The 23,368-nt window shown below is 73.2% G+C and carries 24 protein-coding genes; 16 read left to right on the forward strand and 8 right to left on the reverse strand.

Translation table 11 applies throughout. The features are described 5' to 3' along the window. Positions 1-12: 12 nt before the first annotated feature. The 4 genes from ACZ7LU_RS06555 to ACZ7LU_RS06570 all read right to left on the reverse strand — a co-directional run bounded on the left by ACZ7LU_RS06555 (position 13) and on the right by ACZ7LU_RS06570 (position 2,777). Positions 13-1,089: an iron-containing redox enzyme family protein gene (locus tag ACZ7LU_RS06555; RefSeq protein WP_471915889.1), complete on the reverse strand. Its 1,077-nt coding sequence runs from the start codon at positions 1,087-1,089 to the stop codon at positions 13-15. Then, positions 1,086-1,337, reverse strand: coding sequence for a CDGSH iron-sulfur domain-containing protein (locus ACZ7LU_RS06560; protein WP_398298931.1), 252 nt, complete (start codon positions 1,335-1,337; stop codon positions 1,086-1,088). Before ACZ7LU_RS06560 ends, ACZ7LU_RS06555 begins: the two co-directional genes overlap by 4 nt. Beyond that, the gene (locus ACZ7LU_RS06565) at positions 1,321-2,025 is read right to left on the reverse strand and encodes a HemK2/MTQ2 family protein methyltransferase (protein ID WP_471915890.1); all 705 of its coding nucleotides are present in this window, start codon (positions 2,023-2,025) and stop codon (positions 1,321-1,323) included. Before ACZ7LU_RS06565 ends, ACZ7LU_RS06560 begins: the two co-directional genes overlap by 17 nt. A gap of 230 nt (positions 2,026-2,255) precedes the next feature. Continuing rightward, positions 2,256-2,777, reverse strand: a complete 522-nt coding sequence (locus tag ACZ7LU_RS06570; RefSeq protein WP_398298927.1) for a DUF6328 family protein — start codon at positions 2,775-2,777, stop codon at positions 2,256-2,258. Positions 2,778-2,903: 126 nt separating this feature from the next. Between ACZ7LU_RS06570 and ACZ7LU_RS06575 the strand changes: the two genes are divergently transcribed. After that, positions 2,904-3,131 carry a DUF5133 domain-containing protein gene (locus ACZ7LU_RS06575; protein ID WP_398298925.1) on the forward strand — a complete coding sequence of 76 codons (228 nt, stop codon included), beginning with the start codon at positions 2,904-2,906 and terminating at the stop codon, positions 3,129-3,131. A gap of 46 nt (positions 3,132-3,177) precedes the next feature. Here the strand turns inward: ACZ7LU_RS06575 and ACZ7LU_RS06580 are convergent, their stop codons facing one another. The 3 genes from ACZ7LU_RS06580 to ACZ7LU_RS06590 form a co-directional block, all read right to left on the reverse strand. After that, positions 3,178-4,575 carry an NADP-dependent succinic semialdehyde dehydrogenase gene (locus tag ACZ7LU_RS06580; RefSeq protein ID WP_471915891.1) on the reverse strand — a complete coding sequence of 466 codons (1,398 nt, stop codon included), beginning with the start codon at positions 4,573-4,575 and terminating at the stop codon, positions 3,178-3,180. Positions 4,576-4,758: 183 nt separating this feature from the next. Further along, complete coding sequence (locus tag ACZ7LU_RS06585; RefSeq protein ID WP_398298921.1) at positions 4,759-5,175, reverse strand: CBS domain-containing protein; 417 nt, start codon at positions 5,173-5,175, stop codon at positions 4,759-4,761. A gap of 128 nt (positions 5,176-5,303) precedes the next feature. Further along, positions 5,304-5,816: a nuclear transport factor 2 family protein gene (locus ACZ7LU_RS06590; protein ID WP_471915892.1), complete on the reverse strand. Its 513-nt coding sequence runs from the start codon at positions 5,814-5,816 to the stop codon at positions 5,304-5,306. A gap of 157 nt (positions 5,817-5,973) precedes the next feature. On the opposite strand from ACZ7LU_RS06590, the gene ACZ7LU_RS06595 reads away from it, so the two are divergent. Beyond that, entirely contained in the window at positions 5,974-6,522 is a 549-nt protein-coding gene (locus ACZ7LU_RS06595; protein WP_471915893.1) for a TetR/AcrR family transcriptional regulator, read from the forward strand. Between the two features lie 66 nt (positions 6,523-6,588). On the opposite strand, the gene ACZ7LU_RS06600 is transcribed toward ACZ7LU_RS06595, so the two are convergent. Next, entirely contained in the window at positions 6,589-7,479 is an 891-nt protein-coding gene (locus tag ACZ7LU_RS06600) for a glycoside hydrolase family 19 protein (protein WP_398298915.1), read from the reverse strand. 188 nt (positions 7,480-7,667) lie between these two features. Here ACZ7LU_RS06600 and ACZ7LU_RS06605 point away from each other — a divergent pair, with 188 nt between their 5' ends. From ACZ7LU_RS06605 to ACZ7LU_RS06670, 14 genes are all read left to right on the forward strand, one after another. Further along, positions 7,668-8,477, forward strand: coding sequence for a FadR/GntR family transcriptional regulator (locus ACZ7LU_RS06605; RefSeq protein WP_471915894.1), 810 nt, complete (start codon positions 7,668-7,670; stop codon positions 8,475-8,477). Beyond that, complete coding sequence (locus ACZ7LU_RS06610; RefSeq protein ID WP_471915895.1) at positions 8,470-9,744, forward strand: CynX/NimT family MFS transporter; 1,275 nt, start codon at positions 8,470-8,472, stop codon at positions 9,742-9,744. The genes ACZ7LU_RS06605 and ACZ7LU_RS06610 overlap by 8 nt, the downstream gene beginning before the upstream one ends. A gap of 72 nt (positions 9,745-9,816) precedes the next feature. Beyond that, positions 9,817-10,674: a GNAT family N-acetyltransferase gene (locus ACZ7LU_RS06615; protein ID WP_471915896.1), complete on the forward strand. Its 858-nt coding sequence runs from the start codon at positions 9,817-9,819 to the stop codon at positions 10,672-10,674. Positions 10,675-10,731: 57 nt separating this feature from the next. After that, entirely contained in the window at positions 10,732-12,633 is a 1,902-nt protein-coding gene (locus ACZ7LU_RS06620; protein WP_471915897.1) for an ABC transporter ATP-binding protein, read from the forward strand. Between the two features lie 132 nt (positions 12,634-12,765). Further along, positions 12,766-13,965 carry a metallophosphoesterase gene (locus ACZ7LU_RS06625; RefSeq protein ID WP_471915898.1) on the forward strand — a complete coding sequence of 400 codons (1,200 nt, stop codon included), beginning with the start codon at positions 12,766-12,768 and terminating at the stop codon, positions 13,963-13,965. A 94-nt stretch (positions 13,966-14,059) separates the two neighbouring features. Next, on the forward strand, positions 14,060-14,413 hold the full coding sequence (locus ACZ7LU_RS06630) for a DUF6479 family protein (protein ID WP_471915899.1): 354 nt from the start codon (positions 14,060-14,062) through the stop codon (positions 14,411-14,413). Between the two features lie 91 nt (positions 14,414-14,504). Continuing rightward, positions 14,505-14,921, forward strand: coding sequence for a CBS domain-containing protein (locus ACZ7LU_RS06635; RefSeq protein ID WP_468083993.1), 417 nt, complete (start codon positions 14,505-14,507; stop codon positions 14,919-14,921). Positions 14,922-15,158: 237 nt separating this feature from the next. Then, complete coding sequence (locus ACZ7LU_RS06640; protein ID WP_468713676.1) at positions 15,159-16,121, forward strand: NAD-dependent epimerase/dehydratase family protein; 963 nt, start codon at positions 15,159-15,161, stop codon at positions 16,119-16,121. 216 nt (positions 16,122-16,337) lie between these two features. Beyond that, positions 16,338-17,999, forward strand: a complete 1,662-nt coding sequence (locus tag ACZ7LU_RS06645) for a carbamoyltransferase family protein (RefSeq protein WP_471915900.1) — start codon at positions 16,338-16,340, stop codon at positions 17,997-17,999. Beyond that, the gene (locus ACZ7LU_RS06650) at positions 17,999-19,093 is read left to right on the forward strand and encodes a glycosyltransferase family 2 protein (protein ID WP_471915901.1); all 1,095 of its coding nucleotides are present in this window, start codon (positions 17,999-18,001) and stop codon (positions 19,091-19,093) included. Before ACZ7LU_RS06645 ends, ACZ7LU_RS06650 begins: the two co-directional genes overlap by 1 nt. After that, on the forward strand, positions 19,090-19,794 hold the full coding sequence (locus tag ACZ7LU_RS06655; RefSeq protein WP_471915902.1) for an HAD-IIIA family hydrolase: 705 nt from the start codon (positions 19,090-19,092) through the stop codon (positions 19,792-19,794). The genes ACZ7LU_RS06650 and ACZ7LU_RS06655 overlap by 4 nt, the downstream gene beginning before the upstream one ends. Beyond that, on the forward strand, positions 19,791-21,002 hold the full coding sequence (locus ACZ7LU_RS06660; RefSeq protein WP_471915903.1) for a glycosyltransferase family 9 protein: 1,212 nt from the start codon (positions 19,791-19,793) through the stop codon (positions 21,000-21,002). Before ACZ7LU_RS06655 ends, ACZ7LU_RS06660 begins: the two co-directional genes overlap by 4 nt. After that, positions 20,999-21,964 (forward strand): glycosyltransferase, encoded by a 966-nt coding sequence (locus ACZ7LU_RS06665; protein WP_468084001.1) that lies wholly within the window; start codon positions 20,999-21,001, stop codon positions 21,962-21,964. The genes ACZ7LU_RS06660 and ACZ7LU_RS06665 overlap by 4 nt, the downstream gene beginning before the upstream one ends. Next, entirely contained in the window at positions 21,961-23,244 is a 1,284-nt protein-coding gene (locus tag ACZ7LU_RS06670) for a glycosyltransferase (protein WP_471915904.1), read from the forward strand. Before ACZ7LU_RS06665 ends, ACZ7LU_RS06670 begins: the two co-directional genes overlap by 4 nt. The last annotated feature ends 124 nt before the right edge of the window (positions 23,245-23,368 follow it).

Here is a 23,368-nt window from a genome sequence, read left to right on the forward strand (position 1 = left end):
TATAGCTTTCCCTCAGTCCCGCGGCCACCCGGGAGATCCGCCGGGGGAGTCGGGCAGGGGGACGCGCAGCGCGCTGCTCCCGCGCCGCCACGCGTCGAGGAGCCGGGCGCCGAGGCGGTCCTCCAGGAAGCCGGTGGCGCGGACCCCGAAGGCGACGTCGGCCTCGAGTGCGGGCTCCGCGGCCAGGAGGCCGCCGACGACGTCGCGGCGCACCACCTGCTCGTGCACGGCGTCCGCCTCCACGTGTTCGTCGTAGAACCGCTGGGCGGCCGGCCCCGCGCCCGCCCGGCGCAGCGCCGCCGCCAGCCGTCGCGAGCCGGGCGAGGACGTCACCTCGACCCAGGCGAAATGCCCGACGAGCGCCCCGCGATGGGCGCGGTGCAGGCCGAACAGGGACATGAGGTTCACGGTCGCGAGGACGTCGGCGGGGGCGGCCTCCACATAGTGGCCGTAGGACGTGTCCAGGTCGAGGTCGGCCATGAGTTCGGCGAAGAGCCTGGCGTGGATGTCGTCGGCGCGGCCCGCGCCGAACTCGTCGTACTCGATGGCGACCATCGCCGCCTTGGCCCGGCCGTGCAGCCGGGGGATGACCCAGGCGTGCGGGTCGGCTTCCTTCAGGTGGTACAGGGAGCGCAGCGCCGCGTACTCCCTGAGTTGCCAGAGCTCGCCGTCGCGCTGGAGGTGGTGGCTGACGCTCGCGTCGTCGTGCCCGACCGGTTCCACCAGGAGCTCGGACAGGGCCTGTTCCGCGTCTTCGGACGGGGGTACGTCGGCGCGCAGGGCGTCCAGGAAGCGGCGCTCCATCGCGCGTCGCAGGGCCAGCAGGGCCGGGTCCCACTCCCACTCGTCGGTGACCTCCGCGAATCCCTGGTAGTGGAGTTCGTAGAGGACGTAGAGGGCGAGCTGGAGATCGTCGCCGTACGGGTCCGCGTGCTCGGCGTCCCGCGGGGAGGGGGCCGGGCCGCCGTTCCGCAGGGCGGCGAGCACGCCGCCGGACAGCTCGCCGCGGGGGGACGGCAGTCCGGGGCTGCGGTACCGCGATTCGGCGTGGGGCGGGACGGTGGGGCGCACTTCGGCGGGGGCGGTCATGACGAGGCCTCCGGCTCCTCGGTCTCGGGCGCGGACGGCTTGTCCGCGTGCTGCTTCACCCGTCGGCGATGGCTCGTGTCGCACCACGGGTACGTACGGCTGCGGCGGCAGGTGCAGATCGCGACCGCGAACCGCCGTGAGACGGAGACGGTCCCGTCGTCACCCACCACCTCGACCGGGCCCTCCACCAGGAGCGGCCCGTCGCGGTCGACCGTGACGCGGCGAGGTCGGTCAGCGGCGTTCGGCACGGATCACCACCAGCTCCTCGCAGGTCTCGTCCTCGCCGATGAGGTTGCGCCGGCGCAGCCACGTCTCGCGGGAGCGCATCACCGGGCCGAAGGGAATGAACTCCCTGTCCACGACGGCGGGTTCCATGCCCCGGCTCGCGAGCCGCTCCAGTGAGGCGTCCACGTCGCACAGCGCGGAGTGCACCATGAGCAGGACACCGCCGACCCGCAGGGCGTCGGGAGCGGCGTCACAGACGCGGTCCACGACGGCGCGGCCGGCGGGTCCGCCGTCCCACGCGCGCGCCGGGCCGCGCCGGGGGAGAAGCGGTGAAGGAGAGGGAACGTAGGGCGGGTTGCTGACCACGACGTCGTACGGTCCTGCCGGCACCCCGGTGGTCATGTCGCCGCGGCGCACGGTGACCGACTGCCTGGACAGCCGCGCGTTCAGCCACGTGGACAGCACCGCGCGCCGGGAGATGTCGAGGGCCGTCACCCGCGCGCCCTGCCGGGCCGCCGTCACGGCGAGCGCCCCGGAGCCGGTTCCCAGGTCCAGTACGGAAGTGCCGTCACCGATGCGCTCGCGGTACAGGGCGCGGGCCAGCATCTCGGTGTCGTACTGCGGTGCGTATACGCCGGGCAGAGCGACCAGACGCGCCGGACGTGCCGGACGCGCCGGAGTCGGCATGGGCGACCGCGTGTGCGTGGTCATGTGGCATCTCCCGTCTGTGGGAACTGCACTAGAGGCTCCTCCTCCCACACTCCGCCCGTTCGTCACCTGCCACCACCCAGAGCGTGACAGGTAGTGATTTACAGTGACTTATTGCGAACAGTGTGGATTTGCTGCCTGCTTGGTCCTGACACTGGGTGCCCCCGGCGCGGTGATCCACACCTGCTGCCTGTCCGAACGCGGCTTGCCGCCCGCTGCCGGGCCGTACGGGCTCAGTCCGCCGTCGTGTACCTGTGTCGCGCCCACGCGGGCAGCACGAACCAGCACAGCAGGTACCAGGCGACGACGCCGGTCACCAGCCAGGGCACCACGGAGTCGTCGGTGGCGACCCGCAGGATGAGGAGGAGGGCGGTCGTCAGGGTGCCGAGGAGGAGGATCAGGCCGACGAAGGTCAGCCGGGACGCCCACACCACCGCCTGCGGTTTGATCTTCCGGCCCGAGACGACGCGGTGGAACGAGACCGGCCCGATGAGGGCGCCCGTCGTCGCCGAGCCGAGCAGCACCGTCACGATGTAGATCGTCCGGTCGGTGTCGCTCAACTCCGTGAACCGCGGCGTGAAGACGACCGTCAGCAGGAAGCCGAAGAGGATCTGCACGCCGGTCTGCGCCACCCGCACTTCCTGGATGAGCTCGGTCCAGCGGCGGTCGGCGCGTTCGCTCTCGGTCTCGCGGCGGTCGTCGTCCCGGGTCTCCGGTTCGGGCCGTCCCGCGGTCTTGCTGTTCGACGCGTCCACATCACAGAGTCTGACCACGAACCGGCGGATCGACAAACGGAAGCAGTCATGGTGATTCGAGTCGACGCGCGGGGGCAGGCGGGACGTTGAGCAACCGTTGTACCCGACCCCGAGGGAGGCACCCCCGTGCTGCTGGCGCACCCCGTCGTACTGGAAGACCTGCTGGAGCGCTACAAGGCGCTGGCCGTGCTCCGCGCCGACCAGGGAAGTGCCGAGAGCCGGCAGGCGTACGAGGACATCGCGTACAGCCTGTGCCTGGCCACCGGCACCAGCGACATCGACGCCGCGGTCGTCGCGGCGGGCCACCGGCTGCCGGGTGCCAGGACCCTGGACGACTCGGTGCTTTCGGCGTGAGGGTCACCGCCCCGGGGTGCCCGCGGGCACCCCGGGACTCCGTGGTTCACTCCGCGGCGCCGTACCAGACCGTCGTGGCGTTGCAGAACTCGCGGATGCCGTGGCCCGACAGCTCCCGGCCGTAACCGGAGCGCTTGATGCCGCCGAAGGGCAGGCCCGGGTGCGAGGCGGTCATGCCGTTGAAGAAGACGCCGCCCGCCTGGAGGTCGCGTACGCACCGCGCGATGTCGGCGTCGTCGCGGGTCCACACGTTCGAACTCAGGCCGAACGGCGTGTCGTTGGCGAGTTCCACCGCCTCGTCGAGGTCCGCGACGCGGTAGAGCGTGGCGACAGGCCCGAACGTCTCCTCGTGGTGGATCCGCATCTCGGGAGTGACGTCCGCGAGGACCGTCGGGGAGTAGAACCAGCCCCGCTCCAGCTCCTTGGGGCGTTCGCCGCCGCACAGCGCCGTGGCGCCCCGGTTCAGCGCGTCCTCGACGAGCTCCTCCAGATCCGCCCGCCCCTGCTCGCTCGACAGCGGGCCCACGTCGGTGTCCTCGTCCATCGGGTCGCCCACGGTCAGCTCCCGCATGCCGGCGACGAATCGGTCGCGGAAGGCGTCGTAGACGTCGGCGTGCACGATGAAGCGCTTGGCGGCGATGCAGGACTGGCCGTTGTTCTGGACCCGGGCGGTCACCGCGGTCGCGGCAGCTCGCTCGACATCGGCGCTGGGCAGCACCAGATACGGGTCGCTGCCGCCCAGTTCCAGCACCGTCTTCTTGATCTCGTCGCCCGCGACGGACGCCACCGAGCGTCCCGCCGGCTCGCTGCCGGTGAGGGTCGCCGCGGCCACCCGCCGGTCGCGCAGGATGTCCTCGACCTCGCCCGACCCGATCAGCAGCGTCTGGAAGCAGCCTTCCGGGTAGCCGGCGCGGCGGAAGAGGTCCTGGAGGTAGAGGGCGGTCCTCGGCACGTTCGAGGCGTGTTTGAGCAGGGCGACGTTGCCCGCCATGAGGGCGGGGGCGGCGAAGCGGATGACCTGCCAGAGCGGGAAGTTCCACGGCATCACGGCCAGGACGACGCCGAGCGGGCGGTAGTGGACGACCGCCCGGGACGCGCCGGAGTCGGACACGTCCTCTTGTGCGGGCTGCTCGTCGGCGAGCAGCCCCTCGGCGCGCTCCGCGTACCAGCGCATGGCCTTGACGCACTTCGCGGCCTCCGCCCTGGCGGCCTTCACCGGCTTGCCCATCTCGGTCGTCATGGTGCGGGCGATGTCCGCGGCGTCCTCCTCCAGGAGGTCGGCGGCGCGGTTGAGCAGCCGCGCGCGCTCGGCGAAGCCGGTGGTGCGGTGGTGGGCGTACGCGGATTCCGCCGCCGCGAGGCGTTGCCGGATCTCGGCGGCGGACAGCGGCTCGAAGGTTTCGAGGGTCTCACCGGTGGCCGGGTCGACCGTGGCGATGGGCATGCGGTTCCTCCTCGGGGTGCCCGGGGCTCGGCGGGACCGGGGCGGAGCGGCTCCGAGCGACGGGGCCCCGGAATGTTCACCGTAGGGCGACCCGCGTGCGGGGGCATGCCGGAGGGGGCCGCCCGGTGCCGTGGGGCGGCTGCCCGCCCCACGGCGAGGTGATCGATCGGTACGGCGGGGTGGTCAGTCCGTGGAGAGCGCCTCCAGGAGCTGGCCCGCCTTGGGGTCGGTCAGCGCGCGGGCGGCGTCGGCGAGCGCGACCATGCCCACCAGGGAGCGCCCGTCGATCACGGGGAGCCGGCGCACCTTGTGCGAGGTCATGGTCGCGAAGACCTCGTCGACGCTGTCGTCCGCGCCGATGGTGACGGCCTCGGCCTGCGCGAGCTCCCCCACGAGGACCTTCGAGGGGTCCTTGCCCTTGCCCAGGACCTTCACCACGATGTCCCGGTCGGTGATGACGCCCTTGAGCCGGTTGTCGGTCCCGCAGATGGGCAGGGCACCGACGCCCAGCTCGGTGATCTTGGTGGCCGCCTGGAGCACGGTCTCCTCGGCTCCGGCGCACTCCGCGCCCGGCGTCATGATCTCGCGTGCGGTGGTCATGTGGATCTCCTTGGCGGTCGGCGTACTGTTCGGCCTCGTCGTCCACGCGGTGGACCGGGCCGTTGTCGCCGACCGGGTGCCCAGTGTGCGCGGGGGTAACACCCTGTCGCGGCAGTGCTTTCGGCCGCTCAGAGACCGAGGTCGGTGAGGCCGGGGTGGTCGTCGGGGCGGCGGCCGAGCGGCCAGTGGTACAGGCGGTCGGATTCCCGGATGGGCAGGTCGTTGATGGAGGCGTGGCGGGTGTGCATCAGGCCGCTGTCGTCGAACTCCCAGTTCTCGTTGCCGTACGAGCGGAACCAGTGGCCGGAGTCGTCCCGCCATTCGTAGGCGAAGCGCACCGCGATGCGGTGGCCGTCGTGCGCCCACAGTTCCTTGATGAGCCGGTAGTCGAGCTCGCGGGCCCACTTGCGGGACAGGAGGCCGACGATGGCCTCGCGTCCCGTGACGAACTCCGCGCGGTTGCGCCAGCGGGAGTTCTCGCTGTAGGCGAGGGCCACCTTCTCGGGGTCGCGGCTGTTCCAGCCGTCCTCGGCGAGGCGCACCTTCTCGATCGCGGTCTCCCGGGTGAAGGGCGGGACAGGGGGACGGGTGGTCGTGGCTTCTGTGACTTCCGTGGCCGTCGTGGCTGGGATCGCGTTCATGAAGGGTGTGCTCCTCGCTGAAGCCGGTGGGGAGAACGGGCGTTCTCCGTCGGGCTCGCCACGATAGGAGAACGGTCGTTCTCGCGCAATGGTGCGAGGGTTCCGTGGCGCGTAGTACGGTTGGAGAACGCACGTTCTCGACCGGTGGGAAGCCTCCATGGATCACGCGGAAGCGGAAGTCAGACTCCTCGACGCCGCCGAACGGCTCTTCTACGAGCGCGGCATCCAGGCGGTCGGCATGGACGAGGTCCGCACCGCATCGGGTGTCTCGCTCAAGCGGCTCTACCGGGTCTTCCCCTCCAAGTCGCAGCTGGTCCGTGCCTGCCTGGACCGCCGCGACCGCCGCTGGCGGGCCCGCCTCGCCGCCCATGTGGAGAGCCGCCCCGAGGGCCGGGAGCGCGTCCTCGCGGTCTACGACTGGCTGTACGAGTGGTTCACCGAACCGGACTTCCGCGGCTGCGCCTTCATCAACGCGTACGGGGAGCTGGGGGCCGTCGACCCCGCGGTGACCGACACCGTCCGGGCGCACAAGGAGGCGTTCGCGGAGTACGTGGCCGGTCTGGTGGCGGACGCGGGGGAGCCGGAGTCGGCCGTGGGTCCTCTGGTCCTGCTCGCGGAAGGAGCCATGACGGCCGCCGCGATCTCCGGCTCACCCGAACCGGCACGCCGAGCCCGGGACGGCGCGGCCCGGTTGCTGGCGGCGTAGCGCCGGGCGGGCCCCAAGGAAGGGGACCCGCCCGGGCCGTACCGGCAAATCGAGCTCGGTCGTGGGTCAGCAGCTCAGGTTGGAGCCCGGGGTGGTGCCCAGGATCTGCGTGAAGGCCTTGTAGCGGTCGATGCGGCTCTGGACCTGGGCGGGGTTGCCGCCGTTGCACTCCAGGGTGCCGTTGATGGCGCGGATGGTCTCGCCGAACCCGGCGCCGTTGACCATGGCGTTGTGCGGGGTCATGGTGCCGGGGCCGCTCTGGGTGTTCCAGTACCAGAGGCCCGTCTGCCAGGCGATGGCCGGGTTCTGCTCGACCAGGTAGGGGTTGTTGAGCAGGTCGATGCCGAGCGCGTCGCCCGCCGCCTTGTAGTTGAAGTTCCAGCTCAGCTGGATCGGGCCGCGGCCGTAGTACGCGGCCTGTCCCGCCGGGCAACCGTAGGGCTGGGTCTTGTCGCAGTAGTGGGGGTAGTTGTTCTGGTTCTGCTCGACCACGTACTTCAGGCCGCCCGTCTCATGGCTGACGTTGGCGAGGAACGCCGCCGCCTCCTGGCGCTTGACGGTGTCGCTGCCGGTGTTCGCGAAGCCCGGGTAGGACTTGAGCGCGTCGGTGAGGCCCTTGTACGTGTAGAACGAGTTCCGGCTCGGGAACATCTGGTTGAACTGGGACTCGCTGACGACGAAGCCGGACGGGTCGGGGTTGCCCGGGTCCGTCCCGCCGCCGCAGGTGCCCTGGTCGGCCCAGACGTCTGAGCGGCCCGGGGTCTCGTTCTGGGTCCACCACTTGGCGGTCCAGTTGTGTCCGTTGTACGAGGCCGACTTGCCGCCGGTGTAGACGGACGAGGAGCTCCAGGGCGCGGCGCACTCGGCGGCGGACGCCGTGGTGGCGGCCGGGCCGAGGACGATCAGCGCGCCGAGCGCGGCGAGCGCGGCCGCGAAGCCGGTGAAGCGTCGGATCATGCCAACTCTCCTTACAGGCGGCGCGGTTTGCGGGGGGCCGCGCCTCCAGGGGTCCCACGAACCCAAGCGAAAATGGTCTGAACCTGTCAAGGTCTAGACCAGAGCTGGAAGGTAAAGCCTCGTTTGACAGCTGAAAACATGGGATGTTCCCATGTCTCCACGCCCGAGAGAAGAGAAGGTGCCGACCGATGCCGTTGCGCAGCGCCGCCCGGACCAGCCTCGTCGACCTCGTCATCGCCCAGATGGAGAGCCTCATCGCCGACGGCGAGTGGCGGGTCGGCGAGAAGATCCCGGCCGAGCCGCTGCTCGTGGAGCAGCTCGCCGTCGGGCGCAACACCGTCCGGGAGGCGGTCCGCGCGCTCGTGCACACCGGCATGCTGGAGCCCCGGCAGGGCGACGGCACCTATGTCCGGGCGAGCAGCGACTTCGGCGCGGCCGTGCAGCGCAGGGTGCGCAGGGCCGGCGTCCTGGAGGCGTACGAGGTCCGCGCCAGTCTGGAGCGGGACGCCGCCCGGTACGCGGCGGAGCGCCGCACGGACGAGGACCTCGCGACGCTGCGGGCCGCTCTCGCCGAGCGCAACCTGGCGTGGGAGAGCGGGAACACGGCCGCGTTCGTCGACGCGGACATGGCCTTCCACCGGACGGTCGCCGACGCGGCGCACAACAGCGTCCTCGCCGAGCTGTACGGACACCTCAGTGACGCCCTGCGCTCCACGGTGCAGTCCGTCATCGGCGCACCCGTCCCGGACTCGGTGCGCCACCAGCTCGCGGGCCACGAGGCGATCGTCGACGCCATCGAGGCGCGGGACCCCGAGGCCGCGGAGGCCGCGGTGCTCGCCCACCTCGACGAGGGCATGGCCGCACTGCGGGAACACCCGCCCGCCGCCGACCCCGCGCCGGACGCCACCCCCGACACCGCGTTCGGTGCCGACAAGGCAGACGAGGCCGACAAGGCCGACAAGGTCGACAAGGACGAATCAGGAGCAGCACATGAATGAGCCGGCACCGGCGCCCGCGGAGGCCGCGCACGTCGGCACGACCACGGCGACCGTGGCCCCGCCGGGCCCCGCGGCCTCCCCGGTGACCCGACGCGGCGCCCTCTACCTGGCCATCGGTGTCGTGCTCCTGGCGCTCAACCTGCGCCCCGCCCTCGTCGCCGTCTCCCCGCTCGCCGACACCATCCGCGACGACAGCGGCATGTCGGCCGCCGCGACCAGCCTGCTCACCGCGCTGCCGCTGCTCTGTTTCGGGCTGCTCGCGCCCGTCGCGCCCCGGCTCGGCCGCGGGCTCGGCATGGAGCGGTCGCTGCTCGGCACGATGGTGCTCATCTGCGCGGGCACGGCCCTGCGCATGCTCGACTCGGTCGTCGCGCTCTTCGCGGGCACCGTCGTCATCGGCGCGGGCATCGCCGTCGCCAACGTCCTGCTGCCCGGTCTCATCAAGCGTGACTTCCCATCGAGGGCGGGCCTGATGACCGGCCTGTACTCGATGTCGCTGTTCGGCGGCGCGGCGCTCGCCGCCGGTGTGACGCTGCCCGTGCAGCAGGCGAGCGGCATGAACTGGCGGACCACGCTCGCCTGTTGGGGCGCCCTCGCGGTTATCGCGCTGCTCGTGTGGCTGCCGCAGATCCGGTCGCGTACGCGGGTGGGCGCCGCGGCGGCACGGCAGGCCGCACATCCCGTGCGCGGCCTGTGGCGCTCCCCGCTGGCCTGGCAGGTCACCGCGTACATGGGTCTGCAGTCCCTCAACTACTACGCGGCCGCCGCCTGGCTGCCGACCGTCTTTCAGGATGCGGGGATGGACGCGGGCGACGCGGGCTGGATGCTCTCCTTCTCCTCGCTGCTCGGCATCGCGGGCTCCTTCCTGGCGCCTGTGATCGTCGGCCGCAGGCTGCGCTCCGGCACTCTCGCCGTGCTCGGCGCCGTCCTGTGCGCGCTCGGCTTCGCCGGACTGCTCGCCGCGCCGGTCGGCGGCGCCTATCTGTGGATGACGCTGCTCGGCCTCGGCCAGGGCGCGGCCATCAGCCTGGCGCTGCTCTTCATCGTGCAGCGGGCGCCCGACGCCCGGCACGCGGCACAACTCTCCAGCATGTCGCAGTGTTTCGGGTACATCCTCGCCGCCACCGGGCCGACCCTCCTCGGCGCCGTCCACGACGTCTCGCACAGCTGGACCGTGCCGCTCGTCCTCCTGCTCGTCCTGCTGGTGCCCCAGGTCGTGGCCGGGCTCGGCGCCGCACGCGACCGGCACGTGGCGGGCATCGGCTGACACCGAGTCGGGCAGGATGCATCCGGTGCGGTCCTCCACGGCCCGCCGTGTCGGATCGAGAAGGGTGCAGCGATGACGGATTCGGCCCCCGGGCGGCTCGCGGTCTCACGGGCGACGCCCGACGACTGGCGCGTGGTGACGGGCTGGGCGGCGGACGAGGGCTGGAACCCCGGCCTCGCCGACGCCCCCTCGTTCTTCGCGCAGGACCCCGACGGGTTCTTCCTGGGACGCCTCGACGGCGAACCGGTCTCCGCGGTCTCCGTGGTCAACTACGGCGACAGCTATGCCTTCCTGGGCTTCTACCTGGTCCGCCCCGACCGGCGCGGCCGCGGCCTCGGGCTCGCCACCTGGCGGGCGGGGCTCGCGCACGCCGGGGGCAGGACCGTCGGCCTGGACGGCGTCCCCGCCCAGCAGGACAACTACCGCCGCTCCGGCTTCGAGTGGCGGCACGGCACGCTGCGCTACCTCGGCCCGCTGCCGGCCGTCGACGCGCCCGACCGGCACGTGCGCCCCGTCGAGGCCGCGGGCCTGCGGGCGCTCCTGCCGTACGACAGCGCATGCCTGCCCGCCGACCGGCCGCGCTTCCTGGAGTCCTGGCTCGCCGCCCCCGGCCACCGCGCCCTCGCCCGCATCGTCGACGGCAGACTGACCGGGTACGGAGTGCTCCGGCCCGGCCGCGACGCCCTGCGCGTGGGCCCGCTGTTCGCCGACACCCGCGCCGACGCCGAGGCGCTCCTGGACGCGCTGGCCGCGGAGACGGACGGCGCGCCCGTCGCGATGGACGTGCCCGAGACCAACCCGGAGGCGGTGGCGCTCGCCGAGGCGCGCGGCATGAAACCCACCTTCGACACCGCCCGCATGTACACGGGACCGATCAGGGAGTACGCGGAACAGCGCGTCTTCGGCGTCACCTCGCTCGAACTCGGCTAGGTGAAAGCGGCGGTCGAGGCTTGACCTCAAGTTTAGTTGAGGTTCTAACCTTCCGGTATGAGCATGGAAACGACCGCGTGGACGCAGATGTACAGCGTCATGACCGCGCAGCAGGACCGCCGCCCCTTCGCCCGGGCCACGCTGCGCCGCATCGGCGCCTTCGCCCGTCCCCACCGCCGACGCATCTGGCAGTTCGTTCTGCTGAGCGTCCTCACCGCACTGCTCGCCGTGGCAACTCCCGTCCTCGCGGGGCATGTTGTCACGGCCATCGTCAAGGGCTCCGACTCCTCGACCGTCGTGCGGTACGCCGTGCTCATCGCCGTGATCGCCCTCGCCGAGGCCGGCCTCGGACTGCTGAGCCGCTGGCTGTCGGCGAACCTCGGCGAAGGGCTCATCCTCGATCTGCGGACCGCCGTCTTCGACCACGTGCAGCGGATGCCCGTCGCCTTCTTCACCCGCACCCGCACGGGCGCGCTGGTCAGCCGCCTCAACAACGACGTGGTCGGCGCGCAGCGGGCGTTCAGCAACACCCTGTCCGGCGTTGTCGGGAACATCGTCACGCTGCTGCTGACCCTCGTCGTCATGCTGACACTCTCCTGGCAGATCACCCTCCTCGCGCTGGTGCTGCTGCCCGTCTTCGTCGTGCCCGCGCGCCGCATGGGCTCCCGCATGGCCAGACTCCAGCGCGAGGCGGCGCACCACAACGCCGCGATGGGCACCCGCATGACCGAGCGCTTCTCGGCGCCCGGCGCCACCCTCATCAAGCTCTTCGGCCGGCCCGCCGACGAGTCCGCCGAGTTCGCCGCGCGGGCCCGCAGGGTGCGGGACATCGGCGTACGGACCGCCATGGCGCAGTCCGCGTTCATCACCGCGCTCACCCTGGTGTCGGCCCTCGCGCTGGCGCTCGTCTACGGCCTCGGCGGGTACTTCGCGCTGGAAGGGACGCTGGCCGCGGGCGACGTCGTCGCGCTGGCCCTGCTGCTCACCCGGCTCTACGCGCCGCTGACCTCGCTGGCCGGGGCGCGCGTCGAGGTGATGAGCGCGCTCGTCAGCTTCGAGCGGGTCTTCGAGGTGCTCGACCTGAAGCCGCTCATCGAGGAGAAGGCCGAGCCGGTGCCGGTGCCCGACGGGCCCGTGGCCATCGAGGTCGACAACGTCCGGTTCGGCTACCCGTCCGCCGACAAGGTCTCCCTCGCCTCCCTCGAGGAGGTCGCCTCGCTCGACACCCGTGGCGGCGACGAAGTCCTGCACGGACTGTCCTTCCGCGCCGAGCCCGGCCAGACCATCGCGCTCGTCGGCTCCTCCGGAGCGGGCAAGTCGACCATCGCGCAGCTGCTGCCGCGCCTGTACGACGCCGACGAGGGCGCCGTCCGGATCGGCGGCGTCGACGTGCGGGACCTGTCCGCCGAATCGATGCGGGCCACCCTCGGCATGGTGACGCAGGACGGCCACCTCTTCCACGAGTCCGTCCGCGACAACCTGCTCCTCGCGCGGCCCGGCGCGAGCGAGGACGAGCTGTGGGACGTGCTGCGGCGAGCCCGCCTCGAAGACCTCGTACGCTCGCTGCCCGACGGCCTGGACACCGTGGTCGGCGAGCGCGGATACCGCCTCTCCGGCGGTGAGCGGCAGCGCATGACCATCGCGCGGCTGCTCCTCGCCGGGCAGCGCGTCGTCATCCTCGACGAGGCGACGGCCCACCTGGACAACACCTCCGAGGCCGCCGTGCAGGAGGCGCTGGCCGAGGCGCTCGAAGGCCGTACCGCCGTGGTGATCGCGCACCGGCTGTCCACGGTCCGCTCCGCCGACCAGATCCTCGTAGTCGAGGCGGGCCGGATCGTCGAACGCGGCACGCACGACGAGCTGCTGGCCCTGGACGGGCGGTACGCGGAGCTGTACCGGACGCAGTTCGCCAAGGGCACCGAGCCGGTGGACCCGCCGGAGGTCGTGACGGCGGCCTGAGTGCCGGGTCAGTCGTGGCGGCGGCCCGGGGTCGGGCCGCCGCGTCGCGGGCCACGAGCCCGTGTCCATTCGTCCACCAGGAGTTCATTGGTTCCCCACCAACCGCACGCGCTCCCGTGAGAGAAACCCTCCATGTGCGACGACGAGTTGATACCACCGGGCGCGGATCTGACGGAGGACCAGTGGCTGCGGGCCGATCCGGCCCTCGTCGAGGGGCCGGTGGGGGAGCGGGTCAGGGAGATGCGGGCGCCGCGCCGCAGGACCGTGCTGGGCGGTGTGGTGGCGGGCGCGGCCGCGCTGACCGTGCTGCCGGGCGGGGCGCAGACCCCCGCGGCGGCGGCCTCCCGCACCGGCAAGTTCCCCTTCCCCACCGCCCCGAACAGGTCGGGGGAGTACGCGGTGCTCCTCACCGGTGACGCCGGCACCGGCGAGGAGGGCCAGCACGCGGTGGCCGCCGCCGCCCGCGAGGTGTGCCGCGCCGAAGGCATCGGCCTCGCGGTCGGCCTCGGCGACAACATCTACGAGAACGGCCCCGAGTCCGCCGACGACTCGGAGTTCCGCACCAAGTTCGAGGACCCCAACTCCGGGGTGGACATGCCGTGGCTGATGGTCCTCGGCAACCACGACTGCTCCGGCCTGATACCGGGCAGCGGCGGCGACCCGTCCCGCGGCGACCGGGAGGTCGCCTACGCCCGACGATCGCCCCGCTGGTACATGCCGAGCCGCTACTACAACGTCGCGCTGCCCGCCACGGCCGGCAGCGACCCGGTGGTGGAGTTCTTCGCCCTCGACACCAACCCCGTCTCGTCGTACGTCGCTCAGCTCGACCCGCACTACCGGTGGAACGGCCCCTACATGCGCGCGCAGCGCGAGTGGCTGGACGGCGCGCTCAAGGCGTCGCGGGCACGCTGGAAGATCGTGCTCGGCCACCACCCGTACCTGAACAACGGCAAGCACGGCAGCGCCGGTTCGTACGACGGTTTCGTGATCGGCCACTACACCAGCGGCATCCACCTCAAGGAGCTGTACGAGGAGGTGGTGTGCGGGCGCGCCGACCTGATCCTGTCCGGGCACGACCACACGCTGCAGATCCTGGAGCCCACCGCACGCACCGGCGGCACCCGGCAGATCGTCTGCGGCGCCGCCGGAAAGGCCGGCGACGGAAAGGCCCATTTCAACCATCCGTCGACCTGGCAGAACTTCTCCGAGCACGGCTTCATGGTGCTGAAGGTGTCCGAGCGGGCGATGGCCGTCGAGGCGTACACGGTCGACGTCGCCACGCGCAGGGCCCGCCTCGCCCACCGCATGCGTACGGCCACACCCGTGGAGTAGCAGGCGCGGAGGGGCAGCGGGGGATAAACCTGGACAGAGTCCGCGAAAAGGGCGATTTAAGCTATTTTTCGGGCCAGGCGGGTACATCCCCTATATGGAACCAATGGAACTGGCTGTCCCGCACACCGTGGCCCTGCTGATGTGGGTCGCCGGCATCGTCGTGGCCGGCGTGCTCCTGGCCGCATTCTTCTGGGGCCGGCGTGCCCAAGCGCGTGAGACGCGTACGCCGGCCCCCGAAGAGCAGCCGAAGCGGCCGTACGACGGACCGGTGCGGGAGGAGCGGGAGTACCGCGAGGCGGACGAGATGCCGCACGACGGCGGGCGTCTCCTGCCGCACGAGCTCAACGGCGGATACGGCAAGCCCGGTACGCACCCCAGCCCCTCCCAGGACCCGGACGACCACAGGAAGGGCAACAGCGGCAGCTTCGGCAGCGGCGGCCTCGGCTGACTCGGCAGAAAGACCCGTACGGCGGCGATACACCCCGTGCCGCTCCCGGGAACCCATAGGGCTGCCCCAGCGGACCGACCCACGGAGTGACATGACCACCGCCAGAGACATCATGACCGGCGGCGCGGAGTGCATCGGCGCCGAAGAAAGCGTGCTGCTCGCCGCCCGGAAGATGACCGAGCTCGGCGTCGGGGCGCTGCCCATCTGCGGCACCGACAACCGGCTCAAGGGCATGCTGACGGACCGCGACATCGTCGTGAAGGTCCTCGGCCAGGGCAAGGACCCGGCGGACACCAAGGCCGGTGAGCTCGCCCAGGGCGAGGCCGTCACCATCGGCGCGGACGACGACGCCGACGAGATCATGCGCACCATGACGTCCCACAAGGTCCGCCGACTGCCCGTGATCGACGGCCACGACCTCGTCGGCGTCGTCGCCCAGGCCGACGTGGCCCGCAGCCTCCCCGACCCCTCCGTGGGACAGCTCCTCGAAGCCCTCTCCTCCGACTGACCACGGCAGGCGGGCCCCGCGTTCCAGATGCCCGCCCGCGACGCTCCCACCGGCGTCGCGGGCGGGCATTTCGCGTGGTCGAACGGCGTGCACGCGTCACCCGTATGCCGTACACCACCGAGCCGTCCGCGCTCACCTGACAGAGGCTGATCGGGAACTCGGCGGCCCCGAAAGCCGCCGGCGACCGGCGGTCGGCACCGGATCGGGTACGCCGTCCCGCGTACGGAGGAGTCCTGGATGACCACAGCTCTGTCAGGAAAGTGGGAGCACGCCGTCGTCACCGGCGGCGGAGGCTTCGTCGGTTCGCACCTCTGCACCGCCCTGCTGGCCGCAGGCACCGCCGTGACCTGCGTCGACGACTTCAGCACCGGGCGGCCCGAGAACCTGACGCCGCTGCTCGACCGGCCCGGCTTCCGGCTGATACAGGCGAACGTCGCCGAGGGACTCCCCGTGGAGCGGCCCGTCGACCTCGTCCTCCACTTCGCCTCCCCGGCGTCGCCCGCCGACTACCTGCGGCTCCCCCTGCACACCCTGGACACGGGCAGCCTCGGCACACGCCACGCCCTGGAACTCGCCCACAGGTCCGACGCCCGCTTCGTGCTCGCCTCGACCTCGGAGGTCTACGGAGACCCGGAGCAGAACCCCCAGGACGAGCGGTACTGGGGCCACGTCAACCCGGTCGGACCGCGCAGCGTGTACGACGAGGCGAAGCGGTTCGGCGAGGCCCTGACCACCGCACACGCCGACGCCGAAGGCACCGACACCGGCATCGTGCGCCTCTTCAACACCTACGGCCCCCGGATGCGCGGCCACGACGGCCGGGCCGTGCCGACCTTCGTCCGGCAGGCGCTCGACGGCGAGCCGCTCACCGTCACCGGCGACGGCAACCAGACCCGCTCGCTGTGCTACGTCGACGACACTGTGCGCGGCATCCTCGCGGCGGCCGCCCACGGCATGCGCGGCCCGGTCAACATCGGCAACCCCACCGAGATCACGATGCTCGAACTGGCGCGCCTGGTCATCGAACTCACCGGCTCCCGCTCGGAGATCCGCTTCATCGACCGGCCGACGGACGACCCGGCCGTGCGCTGCCCGGACATCACCCTGGCCCGCGACAAGCTCGGCTGGGAACCGGAGGTCGCCGCCGAGGAAGGTCTGCGGCGCACCATCGACTGGTTCCGCGCCACAGCGGACCACTGAGCGCCGCGCGGCGCGACCACGGCGCCGCCCCTCGCGGCGCCACAGCGGACCACTGAGCGCCGCGCGGCGCGACCACGGCGCCGCCCCTCGCGGGAGACCCGCCTGCCCAGACCAGCTTGGTCATGTTCCCGTACCGCCGTCGCCCGTGCGCCCACGCACCCACGACCGCGGCACCGGACACGGGCCAAGGACCGCCGACAGAATCTCGGACACTCCATGCGCGTCCTCGGAATCAACGCCCTCTTCCACGACCCCGCCGCCGCCCTCGTGATCGACGGCAGGACCGTCGCCGCCGCCGAGGAGGAGCGGTTCTCCCGGCGCAAACACGGCAAACGGCCCCTGCCGTTCTCGGCCTGGGAACTGCCCGAACAGGCCGCCGCCTGGTGCCTGAGCAGGGCCGGTCTACGGCCCGAGGACCTCGACGCGGTCGCCTACTCCTACGACCCCGAACTCGCCAGGCCCGCCGAGTCCATGGGCCTCGACGACCCCTGGGACCACCTGCGCCAGACCTACGCCCGCGAGGCCCCGAACTTCCTCAAGGCCGCACTGCCCGGCCTCGATCCCGGCATCGTCCGCTTCGTCCCGCACCACATGGCCCACGCCGCGTCGAGCGCCTTCGCCGCGCCGGACGCGGAGGACTCCTCGGTCCTGGTGCTCGACGGCCGCGGCGAGCGGGCCTCGCACCTCGCCGCACGACGCGTCCGCGACAAGCTGGAACCGCTGTACGCCCAGGACCTGCCGCACTCCCTCGGCCTTGTCTACGAAGAGCTCACCGAGCACCTCGGATTCCTGCGCTCCTCCGACGAGTTCAAGGTGATGGCCCTCGCCTCCCACGGCACCCCGCGCATGCTCCCCGAGCTGCGCCGGCACGTGTATCCGACGGGCGACGGAGGGTTCCGCGCGACCGCCGTGCCGTGGCACGAGCTGTGCCCGCCGCGCGGCGCGGACGAACCGTGGACCCAGGACCACGCGGACGTGGCCGCCAGCGCGCAGGCCGTCCTCGAAGAGACCCTGCTCGACCTGGCGCGCTGGCTGCACGGCAAGACGCACCACCGCGTGCTCACCCTCGCCGGCGGCGTCGCGCTGAACTGCGTCGCCAACTCCAGGATCGCCCGCGAAGGCCCCTTCTCCCGGGTGTGGGTGCAGCCCGCGGCCGGCGACGCGGGCACGGCACTGGGCGGCGCGCTGCTCCTCACCGCGGGCGAGGGCGTCACGACGGAGCCCATGACCGGCGCCGACCTGGGCCGCGACTGGTCGGACGCCGAACTCGGCGCCTGGCTGAAGACCGCCGCCGTCACCTTCGAGCGGCCGGCGGACATCGCCGCGACGGTCGCGCGGGCGCTGGCGGAGAACCGGATCGTCGCCTGGTTCCAGGGCCGGTCCGAGTACGGCCCCCGGGCGCTCGGCCATCGCTCGCTCATGGCCCACCCCGGGCACGCGGGCAACCTGGAACGCCTCAACGACGTCAAGGGCCGCGAACAGTTCAGGCCCGTCGCCCCCATGGTCCTCGCCGACCGCGCCCCGGAGATCTTCGACGGGCCGATGCCCAGCCCGTACATGCTCTTCGTGCACGACGTGGCACAGCCCTGGCGGGACCGGATCCCCGCGGTCGTCCACGTCGACGGGACGGCCCGCATCCAGACCGTGGACCCGGCGCAGGAGCCCCTGGTCGCCCGCATGCTCGGCGAGTTCGAGAAGCTCACCGGGCTGCCGGTCGTGGTCAACACCAGCCTCAACACGGCGGGCCGGCCCATGGTGGACGACCCGCGCGACGCGCTGGAGTGCTTCGGCTCATCGCCCGTCGACCTGCTGGCCATCGGCCCGTACGCGATCCGCCGCCAGGACCTCTTCCGCGGCTCCGAAGGCGGCGGTGCCTGATGGCCGCGGACAGGAAGCGAAACGGAAACACGCCCGAAGGCACGTACGCCGTCGTCGTCCCGACCCTCGGCCGGCCGAGTCTGGACGTGACCCTGCGCGCGCTGGCCGATGCCGTGGGACCCGCACCGGAACGGGTGATCCTCGTCGACGACCGGCCCGACGCGGACGGCGCGACCCCGCTGCCGGTCGAGGTCCCGGCCTCCCTGCGCCGCGTCACCACCGTCGTGAAGGGCAAGGCCCGAGGGCCCGCCGCGGCCCGCAACACGGGGTGGCGGGCGGCCGGGTGCGTGCCGTGGATCGTCTTCCTCGACGACGACGTCGTCCCCGGCCCCACCTGGCGCGACGACCTCGCACTCGACCTCGCGGCGGCGGCCCCGCGCGACGCGGCGGTCACCGCCCACATCGACGTGCCGCTCCCCGAGGACCGCAGGCCCACGGACTGGGAACGCAACACCGCGGGGCTCGCCACCGCCCGGTGGATCACCGCGGACATGGCGTACCGCCGCGAGGCGCTGGAGGCGGTCGGCGGCTTCGACGAGCGGTTCCGGCGCGCCTTCAGGGAAGACGCCGACCTCGCGCTGCGGGTGCTCGCCGCGGGCTGGACGGTGGACGCGGGGACACGCACCACGGCACACCCCGTACGCCCCGCCGACCGCTGGGTCTCCGTGCGCGTGCAGGCAGGCAACGCGGACGACGTACTGATGACGCGGCTGCACGGGCCCGACTGGTGGGCCCGCGCCGCCGCGCCGCGCGGCCGGCTGCACCGCCACATCGCCGTGACCGCGGCGGCCGCGGGCACCCTCGCCTGCGCCGCGCTCCGCAGGCCGGGGGCCGCCACCGTCTGCGCCGCCGCCTGGCTGGCAGGCACCGCCGAATTCGCCCTCGCCCGGATCCTGCCCGGGCCGCGGAACAGGGAGGAAGTCACCGCCATGGCCCTGACCAGCGTGCTCATCCCGCCCGCCGCGGTCTGGCACTGGCTGCGCGGCCAGGCCGTGCACCGACGGGTCGAACAGCTCGGCCCGCACCCGGCCCCGCCCGGCCACGGCTCGCCCCCGCCGGTCCGGCCGGCCCACGAGGAACGGGTGCGCCGATGAGTCGGCGCCCTCCGGAAACCCCGCGTACGGACACCATCGCTTACGGCCGCGAAGGCCCCTGGCTGATCGACGGCCCGCGAGGGGCGGTGACGACCCCGCGCGGCCACCCGGACCTGCCCGCGGCGATCCTCTTCGACCGCGACGGCACCCTCGTCGAGGACGTGCCCTACAACGGCGACCCCGCGCTGGTACGGCTCGCGCCGACCGCGCGCGCCGCCGTCCGGGCCGTCCGGGCGGCGGGCATCCCGGTCGGCGTCGTGAGCAACCAGTCCGGCGTGGCCCGCGGTCTGCTGACCCGCGCCCAGGTCGACGCGGTGCGGCGGCGCGTGGAGGACCTCCTCGGCCCGTTCGCCGTCTGGGCCATCTGTCCGCACGGCCCCGGCGACGGCTGCGACTGCCGCAAACCGGCGCCCGGCCTGGTGCTCGCCGCGTGCGCGCGGCTCGGCGTCCCGGCCGCACACACCACCGTCATCGGCGACATCGGAGCCGACACGGACGCCGCCCGCGCCGCCGGGGCCCGCGGCGTCCTGGTCCCCACCCCCGTCACCCGTGCCGAGGAGATCGAGGCGGCCGACACCGTGGCCCCCGACCTGATCACCGCGGTCCGCCTCGTCCTCGGCCCGAGGGGCAGGGACCGCGCGGCGGCGACCGTCTGCGTGCCCGGGACGGGCCCGGGCGCGGGGGAGGGGGAGCGACGATGACCGGCACCCCGACCCTTCCGCGCACTCTCGTCGTACGCCTCGACAGCGCGGGTGACGTGCTGCTCGCCGGGCCCGCCGTGCGTGCCGTGGCGGCCGGCTCCTCGTACACCGCGCTGCTCTGCGGGCCGCAGGGCGTCCGCGCGGGCGAGCTGCTGCCCGGCGTGGACGACGTGCTGGTCCACGACGCGCCGTGGGTGGGCCTGGAACCCCCGCAGGTGTCCCGCGAGGCGACCCGCCAGGTGCTCAACACGGTGACGGCAGGCCGTTTCGACCGGGCCCTGATCCTCGTCTCCTACCACCAGAGCCCGCTGCCCGTCGCGCTGCTCCTCAAGCTCGCCGGGGTCACCTGGACCGCCGCCGACAGCGAGGACTACCCGGGCGCCCTCCTCGACCTGCGCCACCACCGGCTGCCCCACCGCCACGAGGCCAGGGCCGCCCTTGACCTCGCCGAAGCCGCCGGCTTCGCGCTGCCGCCCGGCGACGACGGGGCCCTGCGGGTGACGACACCGCCCGACACCACGTCCCTCACCGGCGGCGAACCCTATGTGGTGCTCCACCCGGGGGCCGCCGTACCCGCCCGCGCCTGGAGCCCCGACCGGGCACGGCGTGCCGTGACGGCCCTTGCCTCCGCAGGGCACCGGGTCGTGGTCACCGGCGGGCCGGGAGAGCGGGAACTGACCGCGCGGGTCGCCGGACGGCACGGCCTCGACCTCGGCGGCGCCACCGACCTGCGGCAGCTGGCGGGCGTGCTCGCGGCGGCCCGGGCGGCGGTGGTCGGCAACACCGGGCCCGGTCACCTCGCCGCCGCCGTGGGCACCCCCGTCGCCAGCCTGTTCGCGCCGGTGGTGCCGGCCGAGCGCTGGGGCCCGTACGGCGTACGCCACGTGCTGCTCGGCGACCAGCGCGAGCGGTGCGCGGCCAGCAGAGCGCGGACCTGCCCGGTGCCCGGCCACCCCTGCCTCGACGGTGTCGGCGACGCCGAGGTGCTCGCCGCCGTGGCGGCACTCACCTCCGACACCGCCGGCACCGCCGGTGGTTCGGATGGCGCCGGTACCTCCGATGCCTTTGCTGCCCCCGAAACCGATACCGATACCGACTCCGACGGCACGAGCGACCGCCGGACGCGTCCACGCCCGGTGGCCGCCCTGACCCGCCCGCCGGCCGGAAAGGGCCGCACGCCCGGAACCGAACGAGGAGCGACCGTATGAACATCCTGCTGTGGCACGTGCACGGCTCCTGGACGACCTCGTTCGTGCAGGGGCCCCACACCTACCTCGTTCCCGTCACACCGGACCGCGGCCCCGACGGCCTCGGCCGGGCCCGTACCTTCGCCTGGCCCGACTCGGTGCGCGAGGTCACGCCCGAAGAGCTGCGCGACGCCGAGGTGGACCTCGTCCTCTTCCAGCGGCCGCACGAACCCGAGCTGGCCGAGCGCTGGCTCGGCGGCCGGCGCCCCGGGCGCGACGTGCCCGCCGTGTACCTGGAGCACAACACACCGGACGGCGACGTGCCCGACACCCGGCACCCGTGCGCAGACCGCGACGACCTCACGCTCGTCCACGTCACGCACTTCAACCGGCTGTTCTGGGACAACGGCACCACCCGCACCGAGGTGATCGAGCACGGCATCGTCGACCCCGGCCACCAGTACACCGGCCGCCTCGCCCGGGCCGCCGTGGTCGTCAACGAACCGGTGCGCCGCGGCCGCTACACCGGCACGGACCTCCTCGCCGACCTGAGCGAAGCGGCCCCTCTCGATGTCTTCGGCATGCGGACCGAGGGCCTGGCCGAGCACCTGGGCCTCCCCGAGGACCGCTGCCGCACCGCCGACCTCCCGCAGAGTGAGCTGCACGCGGCACTCGCCGAGCGCCGCCTGTATCTGCACCCGGTGCGCTGGACGTCCCTCGGCCTCTCCCTGCTGGAGGCGATGCACCTGGGCATGCCGGTCGTGGCGCTCGCCACCACGGAGGCGGTCGAGGCCGTGCCGCGCGGCACGGGCACCCTCTCCACCCGCCCCGAGGTCCTGGCGCAGGCCGCCCGGCACTACCTGCACGAACCGGAGGCCGCGGCCGAGGACGGCGCACGCGCCCGCCAGGCCGCTCTCGAAAGGTACGGACTCAAGCGCTTCCTCGACGACTGGGAGCGCGTGCTGACGGAGGCGATCTCATGACCTCGACCCTCGGCCCCCTCGACTCCGGCGTCCTCGGCGCCGAACCCGTCGGCCCCGGCGTGCTGTCGATCGCCCTCGTCTCGGAACACGCGAGTCCGCTCGCCGCCCTCGGCGGCGTCGACGCGGGCGGCCAGAACGTGCACGTGGCCTGCCTCGCCGGCGCGCTCGCCGACCGCGGCCACCGGGTGACCGTCTACACCCGCAGGGACGCACCCGACCTGCCCGAACGCGTCGCGCTGCGCGCCGGCGTACAGGTGCACCACGTGCCCGCGGGCCCGCCCGAGCAGATACCCAAGGACGAACTCCTGCCCCACATGGGCGAGTTCGGCCGCTACCTGGCACGGGTCTGGCGCGGCCGGCCGCCCGACGTGGTGCACTCGCACTTCTGGATGTCCGGGCTCGCCTCGCTGCGGGCCACGCGCGAGGTCGGCCTGCCCCTGCTGCACACGTACCACGCCCTCGGCACGGTGAAGCGGCGCCACCAGCAGCTCGCCGACCCCAGCCCGCCCCGGCGGATCGCGCTGGAGACGGAGGTGGGCCTCGGCTGCGACAGGATCATCGCCACCTGCCGCGACGAGGTCGCCGAACTGGGCAGGATGGGCGTCCCCGCCGCCAAGGTCGGCATCGTGCCCTGCGGCGTCGACACCGAACTGTTCACCCCACGGGGACCGGTCGCCGAACGCGGCGCCCAGCGGCACCAGCTGCTCCAGCTGGGCCGCCTCGTGCCGCGCAAGGGCGCGGCGGTCTCCGTCGCCGCACTGGCCCGGCTGCCCGAGACCGAGCTCGTCGTGGTCGGCGGCCCGCCCGCCGACCGGCTCGCCGGCGACCCCGAGGTCCGCAGGCTGCGCGGGCTCGCCCGCGAGGCGGGCGTCGCCGACCGGGTCCGCTTCACCGGCGGCGTACCGAGCGGCGACGTGCCCGCGCTGCTGCGCGCGGCCGACGTCGTGCTGTGCCCCGCGGACTACGAACCGTTCGGCATCGTGCCGCTGGAGGCGATGGCATGCGGCAGACCGGTCGTCGCCAGCGCCGTCGGCGGGCAGCTGGACACGGTCGCCGACCCGGCCACCGGCCGCCTCGTGCCGCCCCGGGACCCCGAGGCCCTGGCCCGCGCCGTCGCCGAACTCCTCGCCGACCCCGCGCTGCGCGAGGCGAGCGGCGAGGCGGGGCGGCGCCGGGTCCTGCGCCGGTACGGCTGGGGCCAGGTCGCGGCGGCCACCGAGGCGGCCTACTGCGAAGTCCTCGACGCCAAGTCCCTCGTGACGGGGGTCGGAGCGGTGTGAGGCACGCACCGGACAGCCCGGTGACCGGTGCCGGTCACCGCGGGCGCTCCCGACCGCCGCCGGCCTCCGCCGGCCGATCGCGCAGCACCGACACCCGAAGGAGGTGCGGGCCCCCGGCGTCCTC

The sequence above is a fragment of the Streptomyces sp. NPDC039462 genome (assembly GCF_055639375.1).

What these genes read in the sequence shown, in the direction of transcription:
- ACZ7LU_RS06555 (WP_471915889.1), bottom strand. Translation starts at nt 1,089, where the DNA reads ATGACCGCCCCCGCCGAAGTGCGCCCCACCGTCCCGCCCCACGCCGAA.
- ACZ7LU_RS06565 (WP_471915890.1), bottom strand. Translation starts at nt 2,025, where the DNA reads ATGACCACGCACACGCGGTCGCCCATGCCGACTCCGGCGCGTCCGGCA.
- ACZ7LU_RS06580 (WP_471915891.1), bottom strand. Translation starts at nt 4,575, where the DNA reads ATGCCCATCGCCACGGTCGACCCGGCCACCGGTGAGACCCTCGAAACC.
- ACZ7LU_RS06585 (WP_398298921.1), bottom strand. Translation starts at nt 5,175, where the DNA reads ATGACCACCGCACGCGAGATCATGACGCCGGGCGCGGAGTGCGCCGGA.
- ACZ7LU_RS06590 (WP_471915892.1), bottom strand. Translation starts at nt 5,816, where the DNA reads ATGAACGCGATCCCAGCCACGACGGCCACGGAAGTCACAGAAGCCACG.
- ACZ7LU_RS06595 (WP_471915893.1), top strand. Translation starts at nt 5,974, where the DNA reads ATGGATCACGCGGAAGCGGAAGTCAGACTCCTCGACGCCGCCGAACGG.
- ACZ7LU_RS06600 (WP_398298915.1), bottom strand. Translation starts at nt 7,479, where the DNA reads ATGATCCGACGCTTCACCGGCTTCGCGGCCGCGCTCGCCGCGCTCGGC.
- ACZ7LU_RS06605 (WP_471915894.1), top strand. Translation starts at nt 7,668, where the DNA reads ATGCCGTTGCGCAGCGCCGCCCGGACCAGCCTCGTCGACCTCGTCATC.
- ACZ7LU_RS06610 (WP_471915895.1), top strand. Translation starts at nt 8,470, where the DNA reads ATGAATGAGCCGGCACCGGCGCCCGCGGAGGCCGCGCACGTCGGCACG.
- ACZ7LU_RS06615 (WP_471915896.1), top strand. Translation starts at nt 9,817, where the DNA reads ATGACGGATTCGGCCCCCGGGCGGCTCGCGGTCTCACGGGCGACGCCC.
- ACZ7LU_RS06620 (WP_471915897.1), top strand. Translation starts at nt 10,732, where the DNA reads ATGAGCATGGAAACGACCGCGTGGACGCAGATGTACAGCGTCATGACC.
- ACZ7LU_RS06625 (WP_471915898.1), top strand. Translation starts at nt 12,766, where the DNA reads ATGTGCGACGACGAGTTGATACCACCGGGCGCGGATCTGACGGAGGAC.
- ACZ7LU_RS06630 (WP_471915899.1), top strand. Translation starts at nt 14,060, where the DNA reads ATGGAACCAATGGAACTGGCTGTCCCGCACACCGTGGCCCTGCTGATG.
- ACZ7LU_RS06635 (WP_468083993.1), top strand. Translation starts at nt 14,505, where the DNA reads ATGACCACCGCCAGAGACATCATGACCGGCGGCGCGGAGTGCATCGGC.
- ACZ7LU_RS06640 (WP_468713676.1), top strand. Translation starts at nt 15,159, where the DNA reads ATGACCACAGCTCTGTCAGGAAAGTGGGAGCACGCCGTCGTCACCGGC.
- ACZ7LU_RS06645 (WP_471915900.1), top strand. Translation starts at nt 16,338, where the DNA reads ATGCGCGTCCTCGGAATCAACGCCCTCTTCCACGACCCCGCCGCCGCC.
- ACZ7LU_RS06650 (WP_471915901.1), top strand. Translation starts at nt 17,999, where the DNA reads ATGGCCGCGGACAGGAAGCGAAACGGAAACACGCCCGAAGGCACGTAC.
- ACZ7LU_RS06655 (WP_471915902.1), top strand. Translation starts at nt 19,090, where the DNA reads ATGAGTCGGCGCCCTCCGGAAACCCCGCGTACGGACACCATCGCTTAC.
- ACZ7LU_RS06660 (WP_471915903.1), top strand. Translation starts at nt 19,791, where the DNA reads ATGACCGGCACCCCGACCCTTCCGCGCACTCTCGTCGTACGCCTCGAC.
- ACZ7LU_RS06665 (WP_468084001.1), top strand. Translation starts at nt 20,999, where the DNA reads ATGAACATCCTGCTGTGGCACGTGCACGGCTCCTGGACGACCTCGTTC.
- ACZ7LU_RS06670 (WP_471915904.1), top strand. Translation starts at nt 21,961, where the DNA reads ATGACCTCGACCCTCGGCCCCCTCGACTCCGGCGTCCTCGGCGCCGAA.